The 24,826-nt window shown below is 56.9% G+C and carries 25 protein-coding genes; 15 read left to right on the top strand and 10 right to left on the bottom strand.

Features of this window, described 5'->3' with window-relative positions; translation table 11 throughout:
- Positions 1-259 precede the first annotated feature (259 nt).
- The gene (gene uspA / locus ACSZO4_RS15975; protein ID WP_437890014.1) at positions 260-697 is read left to right on the top strand and encodes a universal stress protein UspA; all 438 of its coding nucleotides are present in this window, start codon (positions 260-262) and stop codon (positions 695-697) included.
- 171 nt (positions 698-868) lie between these two features.
- On the opposite strand, the gene rsmJ is transcribed toward uspA, so the two are convergent.
- Together rsmJ and prlC are read right to left on the bottom strand one after the other, a co-directional pair.
- Entirely contained in the window at positions 869-1,633 is a 765-nt protein-coding gene (gene rsmJ, locus ACSZO4_RS15970; RefSeq protein WP_437890013.1) for a 16S rRNA (guanine(1516)-N(2))-methyltransferase RsmJ, read from the bottom strand.
- Positions 1,634-1,639: 6 nt separating this feature from the next.
- Positions 1,640-3,682, bottom strand: a complete 2,043-nt coding sequence (prlC, locus tag ACSZO4_RS15965) for an oligopeptidase A (RefSeq protein WP_437890012.1) — start codon at positions 3,680-3,682, stop codon at positions 1,640-1,642.
- A gap of 229 nt (positions 3,683-3,911) precedes the next feature.
- Here prlC and ACSZO4_RS15960 point away from each other — a divergent pair, with 229 nt between their 5' ends.
- Positions 3,912-4,361 carry a hypothetical protein gene (locus ACSZO4_RS15960; protein ID WP_437890011.1) on the top strand — a complete coding sequence of 150 codons (450 nt, stop codon included), beginning with the start codon at positions 3,912-3,914 and terminating at the stop codon, positions 4,359-4,361.
- Positions 4,362-4,404: 43 nt separating this feature from the next.
- Here the strand turns inward: ACSZO4_RS15960 and ACSZO4_RS15955 are convergent, their stop codons facing one another.
- Positions 4,405-5,676 carry an acid phosphatase gene (locus tag ACSZO4_RS15955; protein WP_437890010.1) on the bottom strand — a complete coding sequence of 424 codons (1,272 nt, stop codon included), beginning with the start codon at positions 5,674-5,676 and terminating at the stop codon, positions 4,405-4,407.
- A 192-nt stretch (positions 5,677-5,868) separates the two neighbouring features.
- Between ACSZO4_RS15955 and ACSZO4_RS15950 the strand changes: the two genes are divergently transcribed.
- A complete protein-coding gene (locus ACSZO4_RS15950; protein WP_437890009.1) occupies positions 5,869-6,711 on the top strand; it encodes a 23S rRNA (adenine(2030)-N(6))-methyltransferase RlmJ in 843 nt (280 codons plus the stop codon).
- Between the two features lie 82 nt (positions 6,712-6,793).
- Complete coding sequence (gorA, locus tag ACSZO4_RS15945) at positions 6,794-8,146, top strand: glutathione-disulfide reductase (RefSeq protein WP_437890008.1); 1,353 nt, start codon at positions 6,794-6,796, stop codon at positions 8,144-8,146.
- Between the two features lie 69 nt (positions 8,147-8,215).
- On the opposite strand, the gene eamB is transcribed toward gorA, so the two are convergent.
- Positions 8,216-8,803: a cysteine/O-acetylserine transporter gene (eamB, locus tag ACSZO4_RS15940; protein ID WP_437890007.1), complete on the bottom strand. Its 588-nt coding sequence runs from the start codon at positions 8,801-8,803 to the stop codon at positions 8,216-8,218.
- A 105-nt stretch (positions 8,804-8,908) separates the two neighbouring features.
- Here eamB and ACSZO4_RS15935 point away from each other — a divergent pair, with 105 nt between their 5' ends.
- The gene (locus ACSZO4_RS15935; RefSeq protein WP_437890006.1) at positions 8,909-9,784 is read left to right on the top strand and encodes a LysR family transcriptional regulator; all 876 of its coding nucleotides are present in this window, start codon (positions 8,909-8,911) and stop codon (positions 9,782-9,784) included.
- A 61-nt stretch (positions 9,785-9,845) separates the two neighbouring features.
- Here the strand turns inward: ACSZO4_RS15935 and ACSZO4_RS15930 are convergent, their stop codons facing one another.
- Together ACSZO4_RS15930 and ACSZO4_RS15925 are read right to left on the bottom strand one after the other, a co-directional pair.
- A complete protein-coding gene (locus tag ACSZO4_RS15930; protein WP_437890005.1) occupies positions 9,846-10,631 on the bottom strand; it encodes an SDR family oxidoreductase in 786 nt (261 codons plus the stop codon).
- Between the two features lie 51 nt (positions 10,632-10,682).
- Positions 10,683-11,579, bottom strand: a complete 897-nt coding sequence (locus tag ACSZO4_RS15925; RefSeq protein WP_437890004.1) for a GntR family transcriptional regulator — start codon at positions 11,577-11,579, stop codon at positions 10,683-10,685.
- Between the two features lie 190 nt (positions 11,580-11,769).
- Here ACSZO4_RS15925 and ACSZO4_RS15920 point away from each other — a divergent pair, with 190 nt between their 5' ends.
- Genes ACSZO4_RS15920 through ACSZO4_RS15890 form a run of 7 tightly spaced genes read left to right on the top strand, consistent with a single transcriptional unit; the run spans position 11,770 to position 18,449 of the window.
- Positions 11,770-12,582, top strand: a complete 813-nt coding sequence (locus tag ACSZO4_RS15920; protein ID WP_437890003.1) for an ABC transporter substrate-binding protein — start codon at positions 11,770-11,772, stop codon at positions 12,580-12,582.
- Between the two features lie 28 nt (positions 12,583-12,610).
- Positions 12,611-13,336 (top strand): amino acid ABC transporter permease, encoded by a 726-nt coding sequence (locus ACSZO4_RS15915; RefSeq protein WP_437890002.1) that lies wholly within the window; start codon positions 12,611-12,613, stop codon positions 13,334-13,336.
- Positions 13,333-14,073: an amino acid ABC transporter ATP-binding protein gene (locus ACSZO4_RS15910; protein ID WP_437890001.1), complete on the top strand. Its 741-nt coding sequence runs from the start codon at positions 13,333-13,335 to the stop codon at positions 14,071-14,073. The genes ACSZO4_RS15915 and ACSZO4_RS15910 overlap by 4 nt, the downstream gene beginning before the upstream one ends.
- 14 nt (positions 14,074-14,087) lie before the next feature.
- Positions 14,088-15,263: a M20 family metallopeptidase gene (locus ACSZO4_RS15905; protein WP_437890000.1), complete on the top strand. Its 1,176-nt coding sequence runs from the start codon at positions 14,088-14,090 to the stop codon at positions 15,261-15,263.
- On the top strand, positions 15,260-16,360 hold the full coding sequence (locus tag ACSZO4_RS15900) for a mandelate racemase/muconate lactonizing enzyme family protein (protein ID WP_437889999.1): 1,101 nt from the start codon (positions 15,260-15,262) through the stop codon (positions 16,358-16,360). The genes ACSZO4_RS15905 and ACSZO4_RS15900 overlap by 4 nt, the downstream gene beginning before the upstream one ends.
- Positions 16,347-17,516: a M24 family metallopeptidase gene (locus ACSZO4_RS15895; protein WP_437889998.1), complete on the top strand. Its 1,170-nt coding sequence runs from the start codon at positions 16,347-16,349 to the stop codon at positions 17,514-17,516. Before ACSZO4_RS15900 ends, ACSZO4_RS15895 begins: the two co-directional genes overlap by 14 nt.
- Before the next feature lie 9 nt (positions 17,517-17,525).
- Positions 17,526-18,449 carry a dihydrodipicolinate synthase family protein gene (locus ACSZO4_RS15890; RefSeq protein ID WP_437889997.1) on the top strand — a complete coding sequence of 308 codons (924 nt, stop codon included), beginning with the start codon at positions 17,526-17,528 and terminating at the stop codon, positions 18,447-18,449.
- On the opposite strand, the gene ACSZO4_RS15885 is transcribed toward ACSZO4_RS15890, so the two are convergent.
- The gene (locus tag ACSZO4_RS15885; RefSeq protein WP_437889996.1) at positions 18,433-19,542 is read right to left on the bottom strand and encodes a glutamine amidotransferase-related protein; all 1,110 of its coding nucleotides are present in this window, start codon (positions 19,540-19,542) and stop codon (positions 18,433-18,435) included. The genes ACSZO4_RS15890 and ACSZO4_RS15885 overlap by 17 nt on opposite strands.
- Positions 19,543-19,610: 68 nt before the next feature.
- Between ACSZO4_RS15885 and ACSZO4_RS15880 the strand changes: the two genes are divergently transcribed.
- Complete coding sequence (locus tag ACSZO4_RS15880) at positions 19,611-20,819, top strand: pyridoxal phosphate-dependent aminotransferase (protein ID WP_437889995.1); 1,209 nt, start codon at positions 19,611-19,613, stop codon at positions 20,817-20,819.
- 129 nt (positions 20,820-20,948) lie between these two features.
- On the opposite strand, the gene ACSZO4_RS15875 is transcribed toward ACSZO4_RS15880, so the two are convergent.
- Both ACSZO4_RS15875 and ACSZO4_RS15870 read right to left on the bottom strand, forming a co-directional pair.
- Complete coding sequence (locus tag ACSZO4_RS15875; RefSeq protein ID WP_437889994.1) at positions 20,949-21,305, bottom strand: type II toxin-antitoxin system HicB family antitoxin; 357 nt, start codon at positions 21,303-21,305, stop codon at positions 20,949-20,951.
- The gene (locus tag ACSZO4_RS15870) at positions 21,298-21,522 is read right to left on the bottom strand and encodes a type II toxin-antitoxin system HicA family toxin (RefSeq protein WP_437889993.1); all 225 of its coding nucleotides are present in this window, start codon (positions 21,520-21,522) and stop codon (positions 21,298-21,300) included. The genes ACSZO4_RS15875 and ACSZO4_RS15870 overlap by 8 nt, the downstream gene beginning before the upstream one ends.
- A gap of 291 nt (positions 21,523-21,813) precedes the next feature.
- Between ACSZO4_RS15870 and ACSZO4_RS15865 the strand changes: the two genes are divergently transcribed.
- The gene (locus ACSZO4_RS15865) at positions 21,814-22,572 is read left to right on the top strand and encodes a glutamine amidotransferase (RefSeq protein ID WP_437889992.1); all 759 of its coding nucleotides are present in this window, start codon (positions 21,814-21,816) and stop codon (positions 22,570-22,572) included.
- Here ACSZO4_RS15865 and ACSZO4_RS15860 read toward each other — a convergent pair whose 3' ends face one another.
- Positions 22,573-23,475 (bottom strand): LysR family transcriptional regulator, encoded by a 903-nt coding sequence (locus ACSZO4_RS15860; protein WP_437889991.1) that lies wholly within the window; start codon positions 23,473-23,475, stop codon positions 22,573-22,575.
- 171 nt (positions 23,476-23,646) lie between these two features.
- On the opposite strand from ACSZO4_RS15860, the gene aguA reads away from it, so the two are divergent.
- Positions 23,647-24,729, top strand: coding sequence for an agmatine deiminase (aguA, locus tag ACSZO4_RS15855; protein WP_437889990.1), 1,083 nt, complete (start codon positions 23,647-23,649; stop codon positions 24,727-24,729).
- The last annotated feature ends 97 nt before the right edge of the window (positions 24,730-24,826 follow it).

Here is a 24,826-nt window from a genome sequence, read left to right as displayed (position 1 = left end):
TACAGCTCAGCTAAGGTAAGGCTAATACAGATAAGGACTCCACTGAACCCCACCGATTAAATCGCACCTTCCTTAAGTGATTCGTGATCCTGGTGCATTGACGACATGTATATAGCGTTATAAGGTAGAAATATCCTCTACAATGAGATCCTTAAGGCCGGGTACTACCCGCAAAGGTTGTGCGCAGGACGTGGGGAGTGCCACTGCATCATGGGGGTCGACCCTGTGGTCATCGACAACTTATGGAAGGAGTAACATTATGGCTTACAAACACATACTCATCGCGGTAGACCTCTCACCAGAAAGTAAATTGCTGGTTGAGAAAGCAGTCTCAATGGCGCGTCCCTACAATGCGAAAGTATCCCTGATTCATGTCGATGTTAACTATTCCGATCTTTATACTGGCCTTATCGACGTGAATCTTGGCGATATGCAAAAACGTATCTCCGACGAGACGCATCAGGCGCTGACTGACCTGTCCACTAACGCAGGCTATCCGATCACTGAAACCCTGAGCGGCAGTGGCGATCTTGGTCAGGTGCTGGTAGACGCCATCAAAAAATACGATATGGATTTGGTGGTGTGTGGTCATCATCAGGACTTCTGGAGCAAGCTGATGTCTTCAGCTCGCCAGCTGATTAACACCGTCCACGTCGATATGCTGATTGTTCCGTTGAAGGATGACGAAGAAGATTAATCTGGTATTCCGCTGACCAGAGTGACAACGCCCGCTAATGGACTGACCCCATAATGCGGGCGTTTTGTTAACTAAGGTGCCAGAATTTCCCCTCACCCCGCCCTCTCCCAAGGGAGAGGGAGAAAACCAGACAGTCCCCTCTCCCCGTGGTAGAGGTTCAGGGAGAGGGCATCAGACCGCACTCTCCTCCGGCGTCCCGGCATAAATATCAAAACGGTGGCCCTTGGTGGTCACCGCATTGGTCGTCGCCACATCGGCCAGCGGCGGCGCGTAGTCCGGGCGCTTGACCACCACCCGCTTAGTCGCCAGCCTGCGTGCAGGCTCCAGCAAACCATCGGCGTCTAAATCCGGCCCCACCAGCGACTGGAAGACGCGCATCTCTTTTTTGACCAGCGCGCTTTTCTGCTTATGGGGAAACATCGGATCCAGATAAACCACCTGCGGGCGCGGCGAGATATCCGCAAGCCCGGTCAGGCTGGAGGCGTGAATTAGCTGCAAGCGCTCCTGCAACCAGCCGCCAATTTCCGGGTCGGCATAGCCGCGCGCCAGGCCATCATCCAGCAACGCCGCGACCACCGGATTACGCTCTAACATCCGCACCCGGCAGCCCACCGACGCCAGCACAAAAGCATCACGACCTAACCCTGCGGTGGCATCCACCACGTCCGGCAGATAGCTGCCTTTAACGCCTACCGCTTTGGCGACCGCTTCGCCGCGACCGCCGCCAAACTTGCGCCGGTGCGCCATCGCCCCGTCGACAAAATCCACGAAAATGCCGCCAAGCTTCGGCTCATCGCGCTTACGCAGTTCAAGACGGGACGGTGTGAGCACCAACGCCATCAGATTCTCGTCGTCATGTTCCAGTCCCCAGCGGGAGGCCAGAACAGATAAGGCGCCGTCTCCGGCGCCTGTTTCATCGATTAAACAGATTTTCACTAACAATCAGCCTTCGATACCATAATGCTCCAGCATCGCATCCAGCTGCGGCTCACGGCCACGGAAGCGTTTGAACAGCTCCATTGGCTCTTCGGAACCCCCACGGGTCAGGATGTTGTCGAGGAACGACTGACCGGTTTCGCGGTTGAAAATGCCTTCTTCTTCAAAGCGTGAGTAAGCGTCTGCCGCCAGCACATCGGCCCACAGGTAGCTGTAGTAACCCGCCGCATAACCACCGGCAAAGATATGGCTGAACGCATGCGGGAAGCGGCCCCAGGACGGGCTTTGCATCACTGCAACCTGCTCTTTAATCTCAAACAGGGTATCGAGGATTTTCGCCCCCTGCTGCGGGTTAAACTCCGCATGCAGACGGAAGTCGAACAGGCCGAACTCCAGCTGACGCAGGATAAACAGCGCCGCCTGGTAGTTTTTGGCTTCCAGCATTTTATCCAGCAGATCCTGCGGTAGCGGCTCGCCGGTTTCAAAGTGACCGGAGATAAACGCCAGCGCATCCGGCTTCCAGCACCAGTTTTCCATAAACTGGCTCGGCAGCTCGACGGCATCCCATGGCACACCGCTAATACCGGCAACCCCTGGGGTTTCGATGCGGGTCAGCATATGGTGCAGGCCGTGACCGAACTCATGGAACAGGGTGATAACTTCGTCATGGGTAAAGAGGGCTGGTTTGCCGTTGACCGGACGGTTGAAGTTACAGGTGAGATACGCCACCGGTTTTTGCAGGGAGCCGTCGGCCAGACGCATCTGCCCAACGCAGTCGTCCATCCATGCGCCGCCGCGTTTGTGCTCGCGGGCATAAAGGTCAAGGTAGAAGCTGCCGCGCAGTTCGTTGCTCTCGTCATACAGCTCGAAGAAGCGCACTTCCGGATGCCAGACGTCAATATCGGTGCGCTCTTTGGCGGTGATACCGTAAATGCGTTTTACCACTTCGAACAGGCCGCTCACCGCTTTGTTTTCCGGGAAGTACGGGCGCAGCTGCTCATCGCTGATGCTGTACAGATGCTGTTTCTGTTTTTCGCTGTAGTAAGCGATATCCCAGGGTTGCAGGTCGTCGACGCCGAACTCTTTTTTGGCGAAAGCGCGCAGTTGCGCCAGCTCTCTCTGCCCCTGCGGGCGGGCGCGTTTGGCCAGATCGCCGAGGAAGTCGAGCACCTGCGACGGATTTTCCGCCATCTTGGTGGCCAGCGATTTAAAGGCGTAGCTTTCAAAGCCAAGCAGTTGCGCCAGCTCATGACGCAGGGCAAGGATCTCTGCCATTACCGGGCTGTTGTCCCATTTACCCGCATTCGGGCCCTGGTCAGAGGCGCGCGTGCTGTAGGCGCGGTACATCTCTTCACGCAGCGGCTGATTGTCGCAGTAGGTGAGCACCGGCAGGTAGCTTGGGATATCCAGGGTCAGCAGATAACCCTGCTGTTCTTTGGCTTCGGCCTGGGCTTTCGCAGCGGCCAGCGCGCTTTCCGGCATACCTGAAAGCTCGGCTTCGTCGGCAATCAGTTTGCTCCAGCCCATGGTCGCATCCAGCACGTTATTGCTGTACTGATTGCCCAGTTCGGACAGACGCGCGGCGATTTCACCGTAGCGCTGCTGTTTCTCTTTATCCAGACCAATCCCGGACAGCTCAAAATCACGCAGGGCGTTATCCACCGATTTCTTCTGTGCGGTAGACAATGTGGCGTAGTGGTCGCCATCACGCAGGTCACGGTAAGCGTTGTACAACCCTTCATGCTGGCCAACCCAGGTGCTGTACTCGGACAACAGCGGCAGGGTTTGCTCGTAAGCTTCACGGAGCTCCGGGCTGTTTTGTACGGAATTCAGGTGGCTCACCGGGGAGAAAAGGCGGCCCATGCGATCGTCAACTTCTGCCAGCGGCTGGCAGAGATTTTCCCAGGTAAAAGGCCCGCTTTGCGCGACCACGCTTTCCACCGCGCTGCGGCAATCGTCCAGCGCTTTGGTGACGGCAGGGACGACATGCTCAGGCAGGATTTTGGAAAAAGGCGGTAATTCGAAAGGCGACAACAATGGGTTGGTCATATGCGCAGTCCTGTCCTGTTTAAGAAAGTGAATAAAGCGCACGATCCGGCGCTCTGCATAACGTTGTAGCATGGGGTTAAGTGTAGAGGATTTCAATGGCAGGCGTTGCGTTGAACCACTTATCGCTGCAATGCGTATTACCCATCCGGTATGCTTTCTGGTATGGAATCAGGCTGATAAGAAAACTCGCGAGTGCGTATACTCATCATGACGGTCACAAGGAGACCCTATGCTGAACTTCACCATGGCGATGCTACCGCTGCTGGCGCTTATCGGGCTGATGCTCATTTTCCCGAAGTGGCAGCGGCGAAAAAAGGGCGCCGAACAACATAAGGGCTTACGCAGAATTTCGCTCACCACCAAGACCTTCCGCCCTGGCAAAGGTGGTCAGCTGCTAGCGACTGATTATTACTTCGATGAAGAACATTTTTATGAGATTCAGATAGATGTAAAAAAATCCGTGCCGCTGAGCGCGATTACCCGCGTCGAGCGGGACAGCATCAAAGTGAATAACCGCTCTTTCTGGATAGTCACTTATGCTGCCGACGGGCAGATGAAGCAGGCGCGATTTCGCCACAACTACAGCCTGTTTAATACCGATTTTGCCGATTTCCTCGATGCGGTTAAACGCGCCAGCCCCGCAGCCCGCGTGCGTGAACTGAACGCCTTTAGCCTCTGAACATTAAAACGGTGCCGGCAAGCGCCAGCACCCTTGTCAAAGCTTACTTCGCTTTGCGCGCCATCGCATAAGCCGCAGGCAGATTCAGGCGCTGCCAGAAGTTCTGGTCCGTGGTCTCACCCGAGAGCGGGTAGCCGCCAGGCAGCGCGGTTTTCACCATCAAATCACGACGTGCCGCCGCCGACAGATTTGGCAGCGCCGCCTCCAGCAACACTTCCGCCCCTTCCGGCACCTTCACCGCCTGCGCTTTGCCTTGCTGCTGCGGCAGGTCGTAGGTCATGGTAAAGCGATAGAACTCTTTCATCGCCGGGTCGCGATACGGGTCGCCTTTGCCCTGAGTCTTCGCACATTCTGCCAGGGTCGTCCCGCACTCTTTCTCCAGCGCAGTACGCAGCTGGTCGCGCGCGTCGTTAAATAACTTACGGTACGCCGGGTCATTGAGGTAATGCGCCACGTTACGCTGCGCGACCATCCTTGAACCCATCACGTCCAGCGGATAGTGCACGCCGAGCACAATACGGGAGTAACCATAACGGGCGCCACGTTCGACAAGCGAATCAAAACGCTCAGGGAGCATCTGGGCCATCAGCAGAGAATCGGTGTAACCGGTATTGGTGTGACCGCTCGGGAAGGAGCCGCCGTCCGCTGCATAGGGTTTGTTGTCTTTCACCACCACATCGTCCGGCACCTGGTGAATGCTGTTGCCCTCAATCAGGAAGGGACGTTTGTAGTTAAAGTGTTTTTTCGCCTCGCCGGTGCTGATTTCGGTGGCTTTAATAAGCGCAGCCGCTTTATTTAGCTCGCCTTTGTCATAAGCGGCGATAAAGGCCTTGCCCAGACGCGGACCTAAGGCATCAGAGAGAAAATAGAGATAGCTGATACCTTCGGCGTCGGCCAGCGCCTGATGACGCAGGCTCTCAGTGGCGTTCAGGTTAATCGCCTCCACGGTCTTCAGGTTAAGATCCAGCACCGGCGCGGGCAGTTTGCTGAACCCGGAAAGCAGTTCGATACCCGCCCTCTGGTTCTCTTTGACCCTGAAGTCATAGCCGCTGGCCTTCAGCCATGCGCTATCGGCCTGGGTGCTGCTTTGCGCCGCTTTTTCCAGATGCTTACGTTCGATGGATGAACCGCCCGCTTTCAGCGATTCACGCAGGGATGAGAGCGCCTGCGCCTCCAGGCCATTAAACGACTGACTGGCGGAGGCAGGGGTGGTGGTGTTGGCGATGTCCCGCGCAGCCATCAGCGGTACATCTTTTGCCATCGCTTGCCCTGCGAGCAGCAGAGAGGCGGTTAACAGCGTCATACGGATTTTCATTTTTTATCCTTTTATTCAAACGATTACCTTGCCTGAACCTGACGCTATCCCTCGCATTTGACGCTTTTGTGACACAGATAAATTTTGAAACGCTTCTCAGAGGGTTGAAACAAGCGCATCGGCAACGGTAATTAGGCGCAATCTACGGTAAACTGTGCGCAATCTCGTTCATATTCTGGAATCTCTGCCTCCATGCTCAGTTATCGCCACAGCTTTCACGCTGGCAACCACGCCGACGTTTTAAAACACACCGTTCAGAGCCTGATCATCGAATCGCTCAAAGAAAAAGATAAGCCCTTTATCTACCTGGATACCCATGCGGGCGCGGGGCGTTATCAGTTATCCGGTGAACACGCCGAGCGGACCGGAGAGTATCTGGAAGGTGTTGCGCGTATCTGGCAGCAGGACGATTTACCTGCCGAACTGGAGCCGTACATGGGCGTACTGCGCCACTTCAACCGTAACGAGACCCTGCGCTACTATCCTGGCTCGCCGCTGATTGCCCGCCAGCTGCTGCGTGAGCAGGACAGCCTGTTCCTCACCGAGCTGCACCCGAGCGACTTCCCGCTGCTGCGCCAGGAGTTCCAGAAAGACGAACGTACCCGCGTTGAGCGTGCCGACGGCTACCAGCAGCTGAAAGCCAAACTGCCGCCGGTTTCCCGTCGCGGCATGGTGCTGATTGACCCGCCCTATGAGCTGAAATCCGATTACCAGGCGGTGGTCGCCGGTATTCATGAAGGCTACAAACGTTTTGCCACCGGCACTTACGCCCTGTGGTATCCGGTGGTTCTGCGCGCGCAAATCAAGCGCATGATTAAAGATCTGGAAGCCACCGGTATTCGCAAAATCCTGCAAATTGAGCTGGCGGTACGCCCGGACAGCGACCAGCGCGGGATGACCGCTTCCGGGATGATCGTTATTAACCCGCCGTGGAAGTTAGAAGCACAGATGAATAACGTACTGCCGTGGCTGCACCGTACACTGGTGCCGGGCGGAACCGGGCATACTCTCGTAAACTGGATAGTACCCGAGTAATCGCAGTAATTGAGGGAACCTTCCCCGCTGCGCGCTACAATCGCGACACTTTTCAACCTCGTTTGGGATTAAGGTACAGGCCATGAGCAAACACTACGACTATATCGCCATCGGCGGCGGCAGCGGCGGGATCGCCTCCATCAACCGTGCGGCCATGTATGGCCAGAAATGCGCGCTGATTGAAGCCAAAGAACTCGGCGGTACCTGCGTGAACGTGGGTTGTGTGCCGAAAAAAGTGATGTGGCACGCGGCGCAAATTCGCGAAGCCATCCACATGTACGGCCCGGATTACGGTTTTGACGCCACCATTAACCATTTCGACTGGGCGAAGCTGGTTGCCAGCCGCACGGCCTATATCGACCGTATCCATACCTCCTACGACAACGTGCTGGGTAAGAATAACGTTGATGTCATTCGTGGTTTCGCCCGCTTTGTCGACGCGAAGACCGTCGAGGTCAATGGCGAGACGATCACCGCCGATCATATCCTGATCGCCACCGGCGGCCGCCCGAGCCACCCGAAAATTCCGGGTGCGGAATACGGCATCGACTCCGATGGCTTCTTTGAATTACCGGCGCTGCCAGAACGTGTTGCGGTGGTGGGCGCAGGCTATATCGCCGTCGAACTGGCGGGGGTGATTAACGGCCTGGGCGCGCAAACCCATCTGTTTGTGCGCAAGCACTCGCCGCTGCGCAGCTTTGACCCGATGATTAGCGAAACCCTGGTGGAAATTATGGCCGCCGAGGGCCCGACGCTGCACAAAGAAGCCATTCCCAAAGCAGTGGTTAAAAACGCCGATGGCAGCCTGACGCTGGAGCTGGATGACGGGCGTTCGCAGATCGTGGACTGCCTGATTTGGGCCATTGGTCGCGAACCCGCGAATGACAATTTCAATCTGGCGGTTACCGGAGTAAAAACCGACGAAAAAGGGTTTATCGTCGTCGATAAATACCAGAACACGTCAGTTTCTGGCATTTACGCCGTCGGTGATAACACCGGCGCCGTTGAGCTGACCCCGGTGGCGGTAGCGGCAGGCCGTCGCCTCTCCGAACGCCTGTTTAACAACAAGCCGGATGAGCATCTGGATTACAGCAATATCCCGACCGTGGTGTTTACTCACCCGCCGATTGGCACCGTCGGTTTAACCGAACCTCAGGCGCGTGAGCAGTACGGCGACGAAATGGTGAAGGTCTATAAATCGTCCTTTACCGCCATGTATACCGCCGTCACCTCTCACCGCCAGCCGTGCCGAATGAAGTTAGTCTGCGTCGGCCCGGAAGAGAAGATTGTCGGCATTCACGGCATCGGTTTCGGTATGGATGAGATCCTGCAAGGCTTTGCGGTAGCGCTGAAAATGGGCGCCACCAAGAAGGACTTTGATAATACCGTCGCTATTCACCCAACGGCGGCAGAAGAGTTTGTGACGATGCGCTAATCCTTTCCGGGCTGAGTCACGCAACAGAAATACCCTATCAGGCCAGAAATATTCTGGCCTTCGTACTACTCAGAAAAACATCCGCACAGCGCAGTAAACAAGTAGCAGCGCCAGAACCAGATTAACGCTCCGGCCATGCTTGCGAAAAAGCGACTGAAACAGATGCCCCGCCAGCGCCCAGAGCAGATTACCCACGCATCCAATCACCGCCAGCAGAATGCTGACGACAGTGACCCAAAAAATATCCTGCGTATGCGGTAAAACAAATGCAGATAACGCCGTGATGCCGTAAAGAATGATCTTAACGTTGGCAAACTGGAGCCAGAAACTGACCCAAAAACTGAGGGGACGCCCGTCTGCATCTGATGTTACAGGCGAACTGGTGGCAATTCGCCATGCAAGCCAGAGGATATATGCCGCCCCGACCCAAACCAGCCAGCGGGTAACGGCCGGCAGAACGTTAATCAATGTGAAGGTAAAGGCTCCGCAGACAAGCATAAGAACCAGAAAACCTAAGCTCATCCCCAGCAGAACGCGGGTACTACGACGAAAGCCATATTGATTTACTGAGCTAAGCGCCAGGATATTGTTAGGTCCGGGGGTCAATGCGGTAATGAGCGTGTAGGTTAAAAAGCCGCTGATAATGGTTGATGTCACTTGTTCTCTCCTTGTTCCTGCCGCATATTAGCCACCCGTAAACATTCAAAAAAGCGAATATTTTGAATGTCAGAGTTTCAATAATTCGATGTTTTAAGAGGCTTTATGGATCTGCGTCGCTTCATTACTTTTAAAACGGTTGTCGAGGAAGGTTCATTCGCGCAGGCCGCGCGTAAGCTGTGCTGTACCCAGTCGACCGTGACTTTTCAGATACAGCAGCTGGAGCAGGAACTGGCCTATCCGGTTTTCGAAAAAGTAGGCCGCCGTATGGCGCTGACGCCCGCCGGAAAACTCTTGTTGCCCAGGGTAAGAGAGCTGACGCGTGTGCTGGACGGGATCCGCCAGATCTCATCGAGTGATGAAGAGGTTGCCGGGGATCTGCGGGTCATGGTAGGGGAAACGTTGCTGGCATATAAGATGCCGGACGTGCTCAGGCTGTTCAGGTCAAAAGCGCCAAAAGTGCGTTTGTCTCTTCAGTCGGTCAACTGCTATGCCATTCGTGATTCTCTGCTGGCCGACCATACGGATCTGGGGGTCTTTTATCGCGTCGGGAATGATGATGCGTTACATATGGAATACTTCGGGTTGCAGGAACTGGTTCTGGTTGCCTCTGCGCAACTTGAGCATGTTGATTTCACGAAGCGGGAACAACATATTCCCGTCAGCTTTATCATCAATGAGCCTCAGTGTGTATTCCGGCAAATTTTTGAGTCCACACTTCGGGAAAGAAAGATAACGTTTGAAAGCACAATTGAGCTCTGGAGTATTGAGAGCATCAAAAAGTGTGTGGCCAGTAATCTCGGCATTTCGTTTCTGCCGCGTTTCAGCGTATTACGCGAGCTCGAATCCGGTGAGCTGAAAGAGTTACCCTTCTCCAGAGAACCGCTATCAATTACGGCGCTTTGTGCTTACCACGCCAGCCGAACCGTCAGCCCCGCAATGAAAGTCTTCATTGAATGTATGCACCAGTGCCTGGATTAAAAACACTGATTCAGTAAAACGCCTGATAAACGTTATCAGGCGTTTTGTCTTTCAGGCGCAGCTAAATCGAACCAATTAACCCGCCGTCGACCCGGATAACCGCCCCGGTAATGTAGCTGGCGGGCTGGCTTGCCAGAAACGCGGCGGTGGCGCCGTACTCCTGCGGCTCGCCGTAGCGGCCTGCGGGAATGGTCTGGCGGCTTTTCTCGGCAACCGCTTCGGCGCTGCTGTTTTCCCGTTTCGCTTTAATCGCGTCCAGTTCGCCAACGCGGGCGGTGGCGATGCGCCCCGGCACCATCACATTCACCGTGACGCCATCGGCGGCCACTTCGCTGGCGAGGGTTTTTGACCAGCCAAGCAGGCTCATACGCAGCGCATTCGACAGTGCGAGGTTAGGAATGGGGGCAACCACGCCGGAGGAGGTGGTGGTGATAATCCGTCCCCAGCCACGGCTGCGCATGGCGGGCAGCAGTTTGTCGGTAAGCTGGATAAGCGAAGCCACCATCAGCGAGAATTGCTGCTGCCAGACGGCAGCATCTGTACCCGCAGCCTGCGCTGGCGGCGGGCCGCCGGAGTTATTGACCAGAATATCGATATCGCCCCAGTGCTGGCGAATTGCGCCGATCACCTCATCAAACTGTTCCGGCTGCGCCAGGTCCAGCCCCCAGGCGTGAGCTTCCCCGCCCTGCTGCCTAATAAGCGCCACGGTGCGGGCCAGTTTTTCCGGGTTGCGGCCAGTGACCGCCACTTTGACCCCTTCCTGCGCCAGCGACAGCGCAATGGCTTGCCCGAGGCCGCTTCCGGCGCCGCACACCAGCGCCACACGTTGTTGTATCTTAAAATCCATAAACACTCCTGATTGTATTTTCAGGAGCAATATGTGCAAGAACGATACCAGTTATGCGTGGCCGTTTTTAACATTTACCTGGTCAAAGGCGTACTGAAGATGTTTTTTCATTAACTCTGCGGCTAAATTTTGCTTACTTTCCCGCAGGGCATCGATGATCGCCACATGCTCTTCGCACCACTCTTTTACCCGGCGCTTGTTATGGTAGCTGCCAAACTCCAGCAAACGACGCAGGCGGTTTTGCTGCTGAATGGCCTGCAACACAAACAGGTTGCCGCTGGCCTCCGCCAGTAACTCGTGGAAGGCGGCATCGGTTTCGAAAATCTCTTTTGCCGGCACCAGCGTAATATCCGGGTGGGTAATCAGGCGCAGATGCTGGGCCCGCAGGCGTTTAAGCATCTGCCTGTCGACATGCAGATTCGGGGTCAGCAGCGCGGTGGGTTCAATCATCAGGCGAAAGCCGTAGCTGTTGCGCAGGGCGACGTCCGAATTCAGCGTTTGCAGAAAACGCCAGCCATGCCCGGCATTACGGGCGATCAGACCATCTTCCGACAGCTTCACCAACGTGCGCGTCAGTACGCCGCGATCGACATCGTAACGCTGGCTGATTTCCGTCTGGGTAAAGGATTCCGGCAGCACTCCGGCAATACGATCGTGCACCAGCTGCTCGTACAGCTTCTGGTCGTTGCTCTTCGATTGCTCAATCTCCAGCAGCTCCAGTTCATCACTGCGCTTTAGCAGGAAAAAGCCCTGATTGGGCCGGGCTTCCACCGCCCCCATCCGGGTCAGCTCTTTCAGTCCGGCGCGTACCGGCGTACGCGAAACACCCAGCGCGTCGGCCAGATGTTGTTCACGTAAATGATGACCTGGATCGAATCTTGCTTCAGATATCAGGTCAAGGATTTGCCGGGCTATCCGGCGACTGCTCGCAGTGGAGTCAGGCTGCATGGAAAGAGTTCCCTGAAATGCATTATTGTGGTCGAAAGATACAATAGCACGGGCAACAAAACGCAGCAAAATAAAGCAAGGACTGCACGGATAACGTGCAAGGCGCACCAGGATGAGACATTTTTTTCACAAACATGATTGTATTTATTGAGTCACTAAATCCAATTTAGACCTTAACCAGGAGACGACTATGTCCAGCAAATCTTTACTGTTTCGCCACGTGCGTACGTTGATGTTCGCGCTGACCGTATTTCCACTGGCAAGCCAGGCAGCGATCGAAACCGTCGCTCCAGGCAAGCTTACCTACGGCACTGCCGCCACCTTTATGCCGTTTGAGTTCGTCAAAGCGGGCAAGCTCACCGGCTTCGACATCGAGCTGATTGATGCCCTCAGCAAGGAAATCAACCTGACGCCCGCCCCGATGCCCATGGAGTTCAAGGGGCTTATCCCCGCGCTGCAAGGTAAACGCATCGACATCATTAACTCCGCCATGTACGTCAACCCGGCGCGCGCCGCCCAGGTGGACTTTGTGCCTTACCTGAAAATTGGCAGCCGCGTGGTGGTGCGCAAAGGCAATCCGGAAGGCATCACCGGGCGTGATCTGTCCCTGTGCGGCAAAAACATCGCCGTGACCCTGGGCGGGATCGAAGAGAGCCAGGCCCGGGCTGACAACCAGCGCTGCCTGGATGCCAAAAAACCGGCCATTAACGTGATGACCTTCCCGGCGGCAACGGACTCAGCGGTGGCGGTCTCTCAGGGCCGTGCGGATGCCGAGTTCCTCTCAACCCCAGGGACAGTTGCTCTGTTAACCGAGAAAGCCGGCGTGTTCGAAGCGGTGGGCGCGGAGTTTGAAGCCGACACCCATATCGCGTTTGCGGTGCGTAAAGGCGATACCGCCACCCATGCCCTGCTGGAGAAAGGCCTCCAGGGTCTGGTGAAAAACGGCACCTATAAGCAACTGATTGAGAAATGGAACTTCCCTGACTCCGTTGCCATTTTCTAAACCGTTTTACCCTTAACCGGAGAAAGCTATGTCGATCGAACTAATGTGGCAGTACTTCCTCTCACCCGAGTTTATTCAGGGTGCATGGATGACGCTGCTGATTACCCTCTGCTCACTGTTGTGTGGCGTGGTACTGGGTCTGGTGCTGGCGTTGCTGCAAGAAGCACCGTTTCGCGCCGGAAAAGCGCTGGCCTTTTTCTACCTGTGGCTGTTTCGCGGGACGCCGGTGCTGTTCCAGATAATCTTTGTCTACAACGTGCTGCCTGGCTTCGGCTTACGCTTCTCCGCGTTTACCTGTGCAGTGCTGGCGCTTTCCCTTAACGAAGGCGCCTATATGGCGGAAATCCTGCGCTCCGGCCTGCAGGCGGTCAAAAGCGGGCAACGCACCGCCGGTATGGCGCTGGGCATGACCAACGGCCAGATCATGCGCAAGATTGTGTTGCCGCAGGCGGCGCGCATCGTTCTGCCGCCAATGGGCAACCAGATGATCAGCATGCTCAAATCCAGCGCGCTGGTCTCAGTTATCGCCGTACAGGAACTGCTGCTGGTCGCCAACCAGACCGCCAGCGCCAGCTTCCGCTACTTCGAAGCGCTGTGCGCGGCGGGCATCTATTACCTGCTGCTCACCAGCCTGTTCATGATTTTCCAGTCGTGGCTTGAAAGCGTGCTGGACCCGAAACAACGCCGCAGCAAGAGCCAGAAGCGGCTTGCCCGCCTGTTTAAATTACCGAAAACCGCCCGGGAGGCACCATGAGCCAGAAACCGCTGCTGGAGATGATCGGCATTGATAAGACCTTTGGCCGCCAGACCGTGCTGAAAAACTGCTCTCTTGAGGTGCCAAAAGGGGAGACCGTGGTGCTGATTGGGCCGTCCGGCTCCGGCAAATCCACCCTGCTGCGCTGCGTCAATCTGCTCTCGCCTGCCGACAGCGGCGATGTGTTTTTTGCCAACCAGCACATCAGCCGGGGCGAAGTTCCCCCGCATCAGTTGCGTCAGCGCATTGGCATGGTGTTCCAGAACTACGAGCTGTTTTCCCATCTGACGGCGGCAGAAAACATCATGCTGGCCCCGATGACGGTGCTGGGAATGAACCGCATCGATGCCCGCAAGCTGGCCGACACCCTGCTGGCAAAGGTGAGGATCAACGAACGCGCCGACCACTTCCCCGATGAACTTTCCGGCGGCCAGCAGCAGCGCGTGGCGATTGCCCGGGCGCTGGCGATGAAGCCTGAATTGATGCTTTACGACGAGCCGACCTCGGCGCTGGACCCGGAGATGATCCGCGAAGTGCTGGAGGTAATGGCGGAACTGAGTGCGGAAGGGATGACCAGCATGGTGGTGACCCATGAGATGGGCTTCGCCCGGCGGGCCGCCAACAAGATCCTGTTTATGGAAGAGGGCGAGATTATCGACCGTGCCAACACCACGGATTTCTTCGCCGGCAATGTCAGCGAACGCGCCCAGCGCTTCCTGACCCAAATATTACATTAATCCCGGAGTTATCTATGTCTACGTATCAGGTCGACAGCGCCCGCATGAAGAAAGATTTAGCGAAGCTGGTGGCTATCAATACCGAAAACCCGCCGGGCCAGGAGCGTGAAGCGGCCGAATGCCTGGCTGACTGGCTGATGAGCGCCGGATTCGACCTTTCATTCAGCGAGTATGCGCCAGGTCGCACCAACGTCATTGCGGTCCTGAGCAACGGCCCGGGCCCGTGCTTTGCGTTCAACATCCATATCGACACCGTTCCGGCAGGAACCGGCTGGAGCAGTGACCCTTTCACCCTCACTGAGCGGGACGGGCGTTTATATGGTCGCGGCTCCTGCGATGCCAAAGGCCCGATGGTGGCGATAATTGAAGCCCTGCGCCAGCTCGCCAGCCAGCCTGAAACCTGGTCCGGAACCCTGATGGGCGTGTTCACCGCCGATGAAGAGGTCGCCAGCGAAGGGGCGAAATACTATGTGCGGGATAACCCACCGGCGATTGATTTTGCGGTGATTGGCGAACCCACCTCAAACGCCACCTTCTCGGCCCACAAAGGCAGCCTGCGTCCGCGCGTGCGGGTGAAAGGGGTTACCGCCCATTCCGGCACCCCGGAGCTGGGGGTGAACGCCATTTATCAGTCCGCGCGTCTGCTGGGGCTGATTGAAGAAGCCCACCACCAGCAGGTGCGCTGCCGCTGCCATGATCTGGTGGGGAACGCCAGCCTGACGGTGACCCGCATTCACGGCGGCCATGCCGATAACGTGGTGCCGGATAGCTGCGAACTGCTGCTCGATCGTCGCATGGTGCCAGGGGAAGACGAAGAGGCGGTCAAAGCTGAGCTGCAACAGTTGCTCGACCACGCCCATGCTCATGCTGGCGTTGAAGCGGAGATTATCGCCTGGCAGCCCACCACCGGCGGTGCAACCCAGACCGACAGCAGTGAAGCCATTGTCGAACAAAGCCTGGTGGCCTGCCGCCGCCACGGTCAGAGCGAGCCCGGTCCCTTCGGTTTCCAGGGCGGCTGCGACCTGGTGCATTTCCGCGCGCTGGGCGCCAAAGGGGTGGTGATTGGCCCTGGCTCGCTGGCGGTGGCGCATAAACCGGACGAATTTGTCCCTGTCGATGAGTTTATCGCTGCGGCGCATATCTACATTGATATCGCGCTGGCCATGCTGTCAGCGGAGTCTGCCTCGTGAAAGCCCGACTCTGGCGTGGCGACCTGCACTACGCGGGCGTGACCCTGCACACCGCCGCATCCGGCGCCGTCAACGCGCTGGACACCCTCTGGCTCCAGCTGGAAGACGAGGGCGTTACGGGCATCGGCGAAGTACGGCTCAACATTGGCTATCTGCATGGCTACAGCGAAAGTCAGGTGCTGGATAACCTGCGTGAGATGCTCGGCGCCTGGGACTGGCAGCAGGACGCAAAAACGCTGTTATCCGCCGTGCATGCCGCGGATTACTCCCTGCTGTCGCCCTCGCGCATGGCGCTGGATATGGCGCTGCACGATCTGCTGGCTCGCCAGCAAAATCAAAGCCTTGCCGCCTGGCTGGGAGTAACAAACAGCCCTGCGGCCTGGCCGACCAACCAGACGCTGTTCTGGGGAAGCGAAGCGCAGATGCTTGCTCAGGCCGAACGCTATGTGGACAGAGGCTTTACGCAATTAAAACTGCGCACCGGCGTGGCGGATTTCGCCACCGATCTGGCCCGCTTACAGGATTTGCGTCAGCGCTTTGGCGCGCAAATCAAGCTGGCGATTGACGTTAACGGCCAGTGGTCGGTCGCCCAGGCGCATGCGGCCTTCCCGCACCTGCGTGAGCTGGCCCTGAGCTATATCGAGCAACCCTTAAGCCCGGCGGACGACGAAAAGCTGCCGGAACTCTACGACTACGGCATCCCGCTGATGCTCGATGAAAGCCTGAACAGTGAGGCTGCCATCAGCCGTTTAGTCGCCGCCAAAGGCGCCCTGTGGGGTCATCTGAAGCTGGTGAAACTCGGCGGCATCGCACCGACGCTTGCCGCCGCCCGTCGTCTCCAGGCGGCCAGCGTGCCCTTTATGGTCGGCCAGATGAATGAAGGCCACGCCGCCACCGCCGCCGCCTTACAGCTTTGCCGCGTGGTGCAACCCGATTTTGCCGAACTGTACGGCGCAGATGGTTTAACCGACGACCCGGTCAGCGGGCTGGAATACCAGCGCGGCCTGGTGACCGTCAATGACTCTCCCGGTCTGGGCGTGCAGTTTGATGTAGCCCAGGCCACCTTCCTTCAGGAGTTTAGTAATGCAAGATGTTAACAACGTGATTCAGGGCAGTGAGTCGGCGTTCAGCGCCGATGAATATGCACAGCGCATTCGGCGCACCCGCGAGCGCTTAAGTCAGGCGGGTGTGGACGTAATGATTGTCACCGGGCCGGAAAACATCTTCTGGCTTACCGGTCAGCAAACACCCGGCTATTACACCTTTCAGGCGCTGTTGCTGCCGGTAGAAGGGGATCCGGTGTTTGTAATTCGCCAGCTCGAATATTTTAACTTTATCGCCAACACCTTTATTTCCGACGCCGCCATCTATCAGGACGGCGATAACCCGGTGGATTTCCTGGTGGGCATGCTGCAACAGCGCGGCTGGCTCAACAAACGTATCGGACTGGACAAGCGCGGCTGGTTCCTGCCGATCGCCGTCTATGAACTGCTGCAGTCGAAACTCGGCGTAATTGCCGATACCGCTGGCGTTATCGAGCCATTGCGGGCGGTGAAATCGGCAGCGGAAGTGGAAAAAATCGCCACCGCCGCCCGTTATGTCGATGCGGGTATGCGCGCCGGGATGGCGGCCATTCGCAGCGGCGCAGACGAGAATGCGCTGGTCTCCGCCATGATGGGCGCGGCTATTGCCGCCGGATCGGAGTACGTCGGTATGGAGCCGCTGGTCTCCACCGGACCACGCAGCGGCGTGCCGCACGGCACCTGGCGACGTCGGGTGATGCAGGATAACGACCCGGTGTTTCTGGAGATGTCCGCCGCCCACGACCGCTACCACGCGGCGCTGATGCGTTCGGCCTGGCTCGGTCGCCCACCGGCTATCGCCCTGGAGATGGAAAAAGTCTGCCAGGAAGCGCTGCAGGCGTCGCTGGATGCCATTCGTCCAGGCGCCACCTGCGAAGCGCCGCACCTGGCCTGCCAGAAGGTGATCGACCGCGCCGGGTTCACGGAAAACTTCAAAAAACGCACCGGCTACTCCATCGGCGTCTCTTTTGCGCCGGACTGGGGCGAAGGCGGCATCCTGAGCCTGTACAGCGGTGTCACCACCGAACTTCAACCCGGTATGACTTTCCATATCCCACCTGCCCTGCGCATCTACGGTGAATTCACCGTCGGCGTCAGTGAAACCGTGGTGGTGACAGAAACCGGATATCGCCAGCTTGGTAGCCTGGCTCGCCCATTAACATTGCTGTAAGGAAGAAAAATGAAAGATTTTAACGAATGTCGTGAACGCCTGCGGGGCATCTTCAATATCACCGTCACCCCTTTCGACGCCGAGGGGGCGATTGATTTTCCGGCCCTGCGGGAAAATATCGAGCGCGTCATCGGATTAGGTTATGACGGCCTGCTGATTGGCGGCACCTACGGTGAGTTTCCGGTGATGACGGTGGCCGAGCGCCGCGAGCTGTTCCATGAAGTGATGGCCTGTGTCGGCGACCGCATTCCGGTGATGCTGTGCAGCGCCAGCTCCGACCCGCGCGATGCCCGCGAACTGACCATTCTTGCCAGCGATCTTGGCGGCCTGCCGATGGTCACAGCACCCTTCGTCAGCGAAATTACCGACGCGCAAATTATCAGCTATTTCAAAGAAATGGCCCCGTTATCCAAAACCGGGATCCTGGTGTACAACGCGCCAGGCATCGGTATCACCCTCTCCCCGGCGCTGCTCGATGAGCTGGCGGATATTCCGAATGTGGTCGGCATCAAACAGGGGGATCTCAATCCTACCGCCATCGACCAGATTGCCAACCGCCTGCGTGGACGTCTGCGCCTGTTCTGCGCCTCGGATCTGGCCTTCCTTGGGCCAATGATGGCGGGCTTCGACGGGATCAGCACCACCAACAGCGGCGCATTGCCGGAACTGATCATTAACACCTTCCGCGCCGTGGAACAGGGTGATGCCGCCACGGCGCGTGACCTGCACCAGATTTGGTATGACTACCGGGCGCTGGCGCGTAAACACGGGCAGCCGCAGCTGGTCAAAGCGGCAATGGCGCTGCGTGGTTTTAACGGCGGCCAGGTACGTGAACCGTTAAAACCTGTCTCAGAAGCGGCGCTGGCCGAGTTAACCCGCGTGATGCAGGCACTCGCCAGCGATCCGCGCAGCGGCGTTACTCTGGTGCGCTAAGCGCTTTGAGTAAAAAAGCGGTAAACAGCGGATGGGGCGCATCCGGGCGGGACATCAGTTCCGGATGCCCCTGAACACCGTGCCAGAAGGGATGTTCAGGTAACGAGACAGCCTCAACGATATCGCCGGTCTGCGCGCTAACCCGCACGCCGCTGGCGGCAAGCTGGGGTAAGAATTGCGGGTTAAATCGGTACCGATGGTTGTAGTGCATTTCGCCGATCGCCTCGCTGCCAGCGGGTAGCGCGGCGGAGGAGGTAAACGGCAGTACGCCGCAGCGATGGAAGCCATCGGCAAAGGCAACAAAGCTGTGCTGCACGGCGTCCGGGGCCACTTCCGCAAGTATCGCCTGTTCAAAGCCCGCGCTCTGGCGCACGGCGGCGGTCATCATGCTCTGCATGCCAAGACACAGGCCAAGCGTGGGAAGCCCGCGGGCAAAGGTCTCCTGCGCGATGCGGATTTGCCCGGTGACCGCCGCCATGGATGACCCGCCAGGCAGCACCACGCCGTGAAGGGAGTCCAGCTCGTGCAGCCCGGCAGATAATTCGGCGGGCGGCAGGAAGTGGACCTCAAGGTCGAAGCCCAGCGCCGCAGCGGCATCGCCCAGCGAGCCCAGGGTGGCGGGATAGACCAGCCGGTGGTCGGCCTCGCGACCAACAAGGCCAATGCGTAATACCGCGCCCGCAGGCGTAGCGGGCGACGTAAGCCAGCGGCCATAGCGGTCGGTCGTCAGATGGAGCAGGGTTTGGGTGCCGTCGCGCAGCGTCAGTCCGCCGTCGCGCTCGTCACTGTAGAGGCGCTGGCCGATAAGCGTGGCAATAAGCGGCACATCAGATTCGCTCAGGACGATAACCGCGTCAGCATCAGGAAGATGCGCAACATCCCGCACCTCTTCGCACAGGGTGTCGCTGCGCCAGAGACCGCTGGTAACGCAATAACCGGCACGGGAGACGTGCTGATGGCTGTCGGGCACATCACCCGAAAATTCAGGGCGCAGGCTCCATAAGGGCAAGCCCAGACGATTGGCCCACACGCTGGCGGTAATGCCAAAGCGGGCGGGAACAGAAGCGTTATCGAGAATAAAGATCGGTGACACGGCAATTTTCCTGCTGATGTTGGGTACTTAATTGTATTAATTGATTCATTAGATACAAAAGAGGATTTATGAATAACAGTCAAACTGCCCGTCGTATGCAATCGGTACGCCCTTCGCCGACGGCGGCCATTTCCGACCAGGTACGGGCGCTTGAAGCCGCTGGCAAGCAGGTAATTAACCTCGGTGAAGGGGAGCTGGATTTCGCCACTCCCGCCCATATCAGCTATGCGGCCATCGCGGCCATTGTGCAGCAGCAGACCAAATATACCGCGGTCGCTGGCACTGCGGCACTGAAGTCGGCGATTGCCGCCAAATTCGCCCGCGATAACCAGCTACGCTATCGCCCGGAAGAAATTATCGCCGGGAGCGGGGCCAAACAGCTTATTTTTAATGCCTTCCTCGCCACTCTTGATGCCGGTCAGCAGGTGATTATTCCCGCCCCGTACTGGGTCTCTTACCCGGATATGGTTGCGCTGGCGGACGGCGAGCCGGTGATTGTGCCCTGCGAAGAACAAAACGGCTGGAAGCTGACCCCGGAAAATCTGGCTGCCGCCCTCACCCCGGCGATGCGCTGGGTGATCCTCAACTCCCCAGGCAACCCCACCGGGGCAATTTACAGTGAGCAGGAGTTACAGGCCCTGGCCGCCGTGCTGGCGGATTATCCGCAGGTGCTGGTGATGGCCGACGATATTTATGAGCCGCTGCGTTACGACGGCGTATCCTTCACGACCTTCGCGCAGGCTGCGCCACATCTGTTCTCGCGCACATTAACGGTGAATGGAGTGTCGAAAAGCCATGCCATGACCGGCTGGCGACTGGGCTATGCAGGCGGCCCGCAGTGGCTTATTTCCGCCATGCAGATCCTGCAATCACAAAGTACCTCTAACCCCAGCAGCATCTCGCAGGCTGCGGCGGTCGTGGCCCTGAATCATCCGGCAACGTTCTTTGATGGCTGGTTGCAGACGCTGGATAAACGTCGTCAGCGGGTGCTTGCGATGATTGCGGCCACCGAAGGTCTGAGCGCCAATACGCCAGAGGGCGCGTTCTATATTTTCGCTAACTGTCAGCAGCTTATTGGCCGGGTAACGCCCGAAGGTGAAACACTGAGCGACGATAAAGCACTGGCGAACTGGCTGCTCACGCAGACTCAGGTTGCGGTGCTGCACGGCTCCGCCTTTGGCACGCCGGGCTATTTGCGTATTGCCTATGCCGTGGAAGATAGCCTGCTGGAGTCCGCCTGCCAGCGGATTGAAAAGGCCTGCGGATTGTTGCGCTAATGCTCCCGCCGTCAGGTGATAACGCCTGACGGCACAGTGATTCTGTTGCGCGCGGCGATGAAATCATCTGTCAGACCACAAATAGCGCGCTGCCTGTCACTACCAGCCCGGCGCATTTTCGGGATCCTGCTAGCTTATAAAGGCAAATTCGCGTTCTAAGATATTCACAATAAGCTGATTTTTAGAAACGGCGTGCTGCTTAGCCACAAGCGTCAGGCGGGAATCAATACGCATTGGCACACGGAGCGTTAATCTTTTTTGTTCTTCTTCCTCGCGGAATGGAGCAATACCATCTTCTTTGCAATCCACAAGCCACTCCTCAAGCGCATTTTCACCTTCGCGTAATAACGCCTCGATACTTGTCGCCACAAAATCGCAATACCCATTTACATTCAGGAACTTCCCGCGAAATGCATTGATATCAGCCTCAAAGGTTATGGAAGCCGGCTGACCTTTAATATCAATGATGTTTGATGCTTTATTCATATTCCACCCCAACACTATTAACAAACCACTCTTTAAGCCCTGCAACCGCACCCTTGTCCATAACGTTTTTGGGATGTGGCTCATGCGTACTGTATTTCGTCGAGCCAATCTGGAACTTACGTCTTGAACCATTGTTATTTTTAATCGTGCCACCAATAGCTTTGATGAGCGCGACAACATCATCCCATTTGATACCGGACTTCGGCGGCTCAGCCATAACATCATCAAATGTCTTTCTATGATGCGAGCTTAACTACTTGATATTTATCATTTTTATCTGTCCACAAAATCCCTTTGTGACGATATTTTAGCCACCACTTATAATGACGTCAATCGATGACGTCATACGAGGTTAACCTGTTTTTTCGCCCCTGAAGTTGCCGGGTAATGATGCTGTACGCGCCATCCCGCAATATAAGCGGCGAAAAAATGCCCTGAACACCTTCACGACACCTATTTTTCAGCGCATAGTTGAACAGATGTTCCGTAAAAGAAGAGAATTGTTGTCATGGCAGAGCGTCCGTTAATTATCCTGCAAGTGGGTTTACCTTCAGAGTCCATCCGTAACGCCCATGGCGATATTCCATCCTGGTTTTGTCGTGCTATTGAGCACCCTCTTGAACAAACGGAAGTTGTCAGAGTCTTCGAAGGCGAACCGCTACCGCCGCCGGATGCTAACCGTGTTGCGGTGATAACCGGCTCCTGGGCGATGGTGACCGACCGACTCCCCTGGAGCGAGGCCACCGCCGAGTGGATCCGTCACGCGATGGCCATCGGCATGTCGCTGTTTGGCGTCTGCTACGGGCACCAGCTGATGGCGCATGCGTTAGGGGGCGAAGTTGAGTGGCACCCCGAGGGGCGGGAAGTGGGCAGTCAGGCTATCCGGCTGCATCCCCATGCCAGTAACGATTTACTGCTCAGTACGCTGCCGCATGAGTTTCCTGCGCATCTGACCCATATGCAAACCGTCACCCGGCTGCCGGAGGGCGCGCTGGGGCTGGCCTCGTCGGCGCACGATCCGCATCAGATTGTCCGCTACGGACCCCATGCGATGTCAACCCAGTTTCACCCGGAATTTACGCCGGAGCTGGCCTCTGACATGATCCATCAGCGGCAAGACGCGCTGGCATCTGAAGGTTTTGACCCGCAGGCCCTGCTGTCTGGCGTGCAGCCATCACCAGAAGCGACGGATCTGCTGCGCCGTTTTGTCCATCAGGCATTTAACCGCGATGGCCAGTTGCCCGATGAGCTGGCGCAGAGTGCGTAATTACTGCCCATCAATCTGCGCCGTCTTAAGTTCATTAATTAACCACTGCAACGCCGACTGATAATCAAATAAGCGGTGCGTTAGCAGGATCAAGTCATACGACGGCGCACCCGGCGGTAATTGCATAATGCGCAGCGGCATCATCATTGCCAGCTCTTTGGCAATACGGTAAGGCACGCACATCAGATAGCCGGACGCCACCGCCACGCGGCCGCCAACGGCGTAACTCTGGACCACGGTGGTCAACGGACGATACAGATGCTGCGACAGCAGCCAGCTGTCAATATGGTCCGCCCCGGAGCTCACTGCCGGTAGATGAATTTGCGCTTCCGTGACCAGGTGTCCGAGAGTCAGTTGTTCGGGCAGATCGCGACGTTCGACTGAGGCAATCGCCACATAGTGGTCGGAAATTAGCGGGTGCTTATTAAAATACTGCGGAATATATTGCAGATTATCGACGCCGATAAACGCATCCAGTTGCCCGCGCTCTACCCGCTCAAATTTGATGGTTTCAGAAAGAATATCTACCGACAGTCGCACATTCGGGGCCAGGGTTTTGAACTTTGCCGTGAGCGCTGGCATATACATAAATTCAAAGTAATCCACAGCGCCTATATAAAAAGTGTGCGGATCCTGCGCCGGGTCGAACTGACCCTTCCCGCGCGTGGCCGAATCCAGTTTACTCAGGGCATTTTCAATCACCGGGATCATCGAGGCCGCGTAGGGTGTGGGCTCCATACCATTGCGGGTGCGGACAAACATCTCATCATTGAGCTGCTCACGCAGGCGGCTGAGCGCGTGACTGAAAGCCGACTGGGTGATATTGGCTTTGCGCGCTGCCCGGGTGACGTTTTTCTCTTTCGCCAGAATGGGCACCAGGCGCAGCAAATTGAGATCAATCACGATTATGTATCCTGTTCATGGTTTTATGAAAACAATACATTTTATGCATAACATCAGACGTTGCTATAGTCATCACCACGTAAAAGAAACACACTAGTGTTTGTCCCCTGGATAGTTCGGGTTGCATTAAGGCGTTATCGCTACGCCCGACGGCAATGAGAGGAGTAAATAATGCCGCAGCTTACTACACCGCGTCAGGATGGTTTTTTCATGCCTGCAGAATGGGCATCGCACCAGGCTGTCTGGATGTGCTGGCCATATCGTACTGATAACTGGCGCGACAATGGTCAACCTGCGCAGCAGGCCTTTGCCGCCGTAGCCGACGCCATTTCCCGCAAAACGCCGGTCATTATGGCGGTACCTGCGGCCGAAATGGAAAAAGCGCGCAAAACCATGCCAGCCAGCGTCACGCTGATTGAGATGGAGAGCGACGATGCCTGGATGCGCGACACCGGCCCGACCGTGGTCAGTAATGCGGCGGGTGAACAACGTGCCGTTAGCTGGACGTTTAACGCCTGGGGCGGATTGCTTGGCGGTCTGTACGACAGCTGGGACAAAGACCAGCAGGTGGCAGGCCAGGTTGCCCGCTACCACAACATGCCGTGCTACGACACCAGCCTGATTCTGGAAGGCGGTTCGATTCATGTCGATGGCGAGGGTACGTTGCTGACCACCGCGGAATGTCTGCTCAATCCAAACCGCAACCCGCATCTGTCCAAAGCGGAAATTGAGCAACAGCTACGGGATTATCTTGGCGTGAAGAGCTTTATCTGGCTGCCGGATGGGGTCTTTAACGATGAGACGGATGGCCATATCGACAACATGTGTTGCTTTGTCCGTCCTGGTGAAGTGGCGCTGCACTGGACCGACGACGAGAACGATCCGCAGTACGCCCGTTCCGTTGCCGCCCTGGAGGTTCTGGAGAATACCCCGGATGCCCAGGGACGGAAGCTTAAAGTGTGGAAAATGCCGTCCCCTCCGGCACTGTACGCCAGCGCAGATGAGACCAGCGGCGTGGAAAAAGGCAATGCGATCGCGCGTCATGAGGGAAACCGTCTGGCAGGATCCTACGTTAATTACCTGATCAGCAACGATCATATTATTTTCCCGTTACTGGATCCGGCAACCGACGCGCAGGCTGAAGTCCTGTTCCAGCAGATGTTCCCCGGCCTGTTGATTACCGGCGTTCCGGCACGCGAAATCCTGCTCGGCGGGGGGAATATTCACTGCATTACCCAGCAGATCCCGCGCTGATTTTTTGCGCCCTCACCCCGCCCCTTGTATGTTTAAAGTCACTTCAGTTACCCGCCACCAGGCGGGTACACTGCTACCGTGTTTGACCTGATGCCAC

Origin of the sequence: Phytobacter sp. V91 (assembly GCF_965644225.1) — a bacterium.
Taxonomy (GTDB): domain Bacteria; phylum Pseudomonadota; class Gammaproteobacteria; order Enterobacterales; family Enterobacteriaceae; genus CBFFRJ01.
The sequence above is the reverse complement of the archived record's forward strand: the minus strand, read 5'-3'. Positions and strand labels throughout refer to the sequence as shown.

What these genes read in the sequence shown, in the direction of transcription:
- uspA (WP_437890014.1), top strand. Translation starts at nt 260, where the DNA reads ATGGCTTACAAACACATACTCATCGCGGTAGACCTCTCACCAGAAAGT.
- prlC (WP_437890012.1), bottom strand. Translation starts at nt 3,682, where the DNA reads ATGACCAACCCATTGTTGTCGCCTTTCGAATTACCGCCTTTTTCCAAA.
- ACSZO4_RS15960 (WP_437890011.1), top strand. Translation starts at nt 3,912, where the DNA reads ATGCTGAACTTCACCATGGCGATGCTACCGCTGCTGGCGCTTATCGGG.
- ACSZO4_RS15955 (WP_437890010.1), bottom strand. Translation starts at nt 5,676, where the DNA reads ATGAAAATCCGTATGACGCTGTTAACCGCCTCTCTGCTGCTCGCAGGG.
- ACSZO4_RS15950 (WP_437890009.1), top strand. Translation starts at nt 5,869, where the DNA reads ATGCTCAGTTATCGCCACAGCTTTCACGCTGGCAACCACGCCGACGTT.
- gorA (WP_437890008.1), top strand. Translation starts at nt 6,794, where the DNA reads ATGAGCAAACACTACGACTATATCGCCATCGGCGGCGGCAGCGGCGGG.
- ACSZO4_RS15935 (WP_437890006.1), top strand. Translation starts at nt 8,909, where the DNA reads ATGGATCTGCGTCGCTTCATTACTTTTAAAACGGTTGTCGAGGAAGGT.
- ACSZO4_RS15930 (WP_437890005.1), bottom strand. Translation starts at nt 10,631, where the DNA reads ATGGATTTTAAGATACAACAACGTGTGGCGCTGGTGTGCGGCGCCGGA.
- ACSZO4_RS15925 (WP_437890004.1), bottom strand. Translation starts at nt 11,579, where the DNA reads ATGCAGCCTGACTCCACTGCGAGCAGTCGCCGGATAGCCCGGCAAATC.
- ACSZO4_RS15920 (WP_437890003.1), top strand. Translation starts at nt 11,770, where the DNA reads ATGTCCAGCAAATCTTTACTGTTTCGCCACGTGCGTACGTTGATGTTC.
- ACSZO4_RS15915 (WP_437890002.1), top strand. Translation starts at nt 12,611, where the DNA reads ATGTCGATCGAACTAATGTGGCAGTACTTCCTCTCACCCGAGTTTATT.
- ACSZO4_RS15910 (WP_437890001.1), top strand. Translation starts at nt 13,333, where the DNA reads ATGAGCCAGAAACCGCTGCTGGAGATGATCGGCATTGATAAGACCTTT.
- ACSZO4_RS15905 (WP_437890000.1), top strand. Translation starts at nt 14,088, where the DNA reads ATGTCTACGTATCAGGTCGACAGCGCCCGCATGAAGAAAGATTTAGCG.
- ACSZO4_RS15895 (WP_437889998.1), top strand. Translation starts at nt 16,347, where the DNA reads ATGCAAGATGTTAACAACGTGATTCAGGGCAGTGAGTCGGCGTTCAGC.
- ACSZO4_RS15890 (WP_437889997.1), top strand. Translation starts at nt 17,526, where the DNA reads ATGAAAGATTTTAACGAATGTCGTGAACGCCTGCGGGGCATCTTCAAT.
- ACSZO4_RS15880 (WP_437889995.1), top strand. Translation starts at nt 19,611, where the DNA reads ATGAATAACAGTCAAACTGCCCGTCGTATGCAATCGGTACGCCCTTCG.
- ACSZO4_RS15875 (WP_437889994.1), bottom strand. Translation starts at nt 21,305, where the DNA reads ATGAATAAAGCATCAAACATCATTGATATTAAAGGTCAGCCGGCTTCC.
- ACSZO4_RS15870 (WP_437889993.1), bottom strand. Translation starts at nt 21,522, where the DNA reads ATGGCTGAGCCGCCGAAGTCCGGTATCAAATGGGATGATGTTGTCGCG.
- ACSZO4_RS15865 (WP_437889992.1), top strand. Translation starts at nt 21,814, where the DNA reads ATGGCAGAGCGTCCGTTAATTATCCTGCAAGTGGGTTTACCTTCAGAG.
- aguA (WP_437889990.1), top strand. Translation starts at nt 23,647, where the DNA reads ATGCCGCAGCTTACTACACCGCGTCAGGATGGTTTTTTCATGCCTGCA.